This window comes from Rhodococcus sp. MH15 (assembly GCF_019266045.1).
In the GTDB taxonomy this organism is placed as follows: domain Bacteria; phylum Actinomycetota; class Actinomycetes; order Mycobacteriales; family Mycobacteriaceae; genus Rhodococcus_F; species Rhodococcus_F qingshengii.
In genome coordinates, this window is the sequence record NZ_LPNP01000003.1 from 1 (window position 1) to 1,060 (window position 1,060).

Here is a 1,060-nt window from a genome sequence, read left to right on the forward strand (position 1 = left end):
ATCGCACAGGTCGATGCCACGATGAAACGAGGATCGGCAACAACTGACCTCGGAATGCCTGGATTCGGATCGATCTCGGGAAGGACTTCCACATGATTACCAAGCTTGAATTCTTGTTCAGAGAATCCTGCAGTTTCGGGCCTGCGTGGACCGACGACTACGACGGACCAGGCGGCCACGATGGTTGCGATTCGCGCATTATCTGCACGCAGTTTTGACATATCTCAAAACCTCGCTGGTAGGGGCTCCATCGTTCGATGTCGACGGTGTGAGTTATGTGAGTGACGATGGTCAGGTCGTGTGACGGTCGACCGATTCGACCGCACGGATAGGGACGATGGCATGTTCAATCACGCATGTGGCCGGTTGATTGGGTTCGGTGGATGTGTAGCACGACTGGTCTGATGTCGGGTTTTCCCGACATCATCCTCATGAGTTTTGTTGATAAGAGTGTAGATCCTCTGCACTGCATATGATTTAGGAGTTTCACGTTGCATAATCGCTTGGTGCGTTCCCGTTCCCTCCTGGTTGCCGTCACTGCCCTTGTTGGATTGTCGATTTCCGGTTGCAGTACGACGTTGGCGGATGTGATCCCAGCAGGATCGTTGTCTGTGGAGAGCTCTGTCGGTCAGCACGATGTTGATGTGGCTTCCTCCGTCGCGCTGTTGGAGACCCTTCCGGTGAAGGGGCGTGCTCCGAAAACTGGTTACAGCAGAGATCAATTCGGTCAAGCTTGGTCTGATGATGTCGATGTGGAGTTCGGGCATGACGGGTGCGATACGCGCAATAATCTGTTGGCTTCGCGGCTGACTGACGTGGTCTTCAAAGAAGGAAAGAAGCAATGTGTCGTTCTCTCTGGCACGTTGGCTGATCCTTACACTGGAAAGACGATCAATTTTGTTCGGGGACAGGATACTTCGACTGCCGTTCAGATTGACCACGTGTTATCAGCAGCTTTGTCAAGGAGTCTTCCTCTTTCTGCTGGTCACTATGTCGATGACATGCCGCTCACTGCTGTGGTGGCCTTGTGATGCGCCAGCGCGTGACCGGGGTCGCGGCG

The 1,060-nt window shown here is 53.7% G+C and carries 2 protein-coding genes; one reads left to right on the plus strand and one right to left on the minus strand.

Features of this window, described 5'->3' with window-relative positions:
* A partial coding sequence (locus tag ATN37_RS00020; RefSeq protein ID WP_218694568.1) for a hypothetical protein occupies positions 1 to 221 on the minus strand: 221 nt, incomplete at its 3' end.
* Between the two features lie 285 nt (positions 222 to 506).
* On the opposite strand from ATN37_RS00020, the gene ATN37_RS00025 reads away from it, so the two are divergent.
* On the plus strand, positions 507 to 1,031 hold the full coding sequence (locus ATN37_RS00025) for a hypothetical protein (RefSeq protein ID WP_215515681.1): 525 nt from the start codon (positions 507 to 509) through the stop codon (positions 1,029 to 1,031).
* The last annotated feature ends 29 nt before the right edge of the window (positions 1,032 to 1,060 follow it).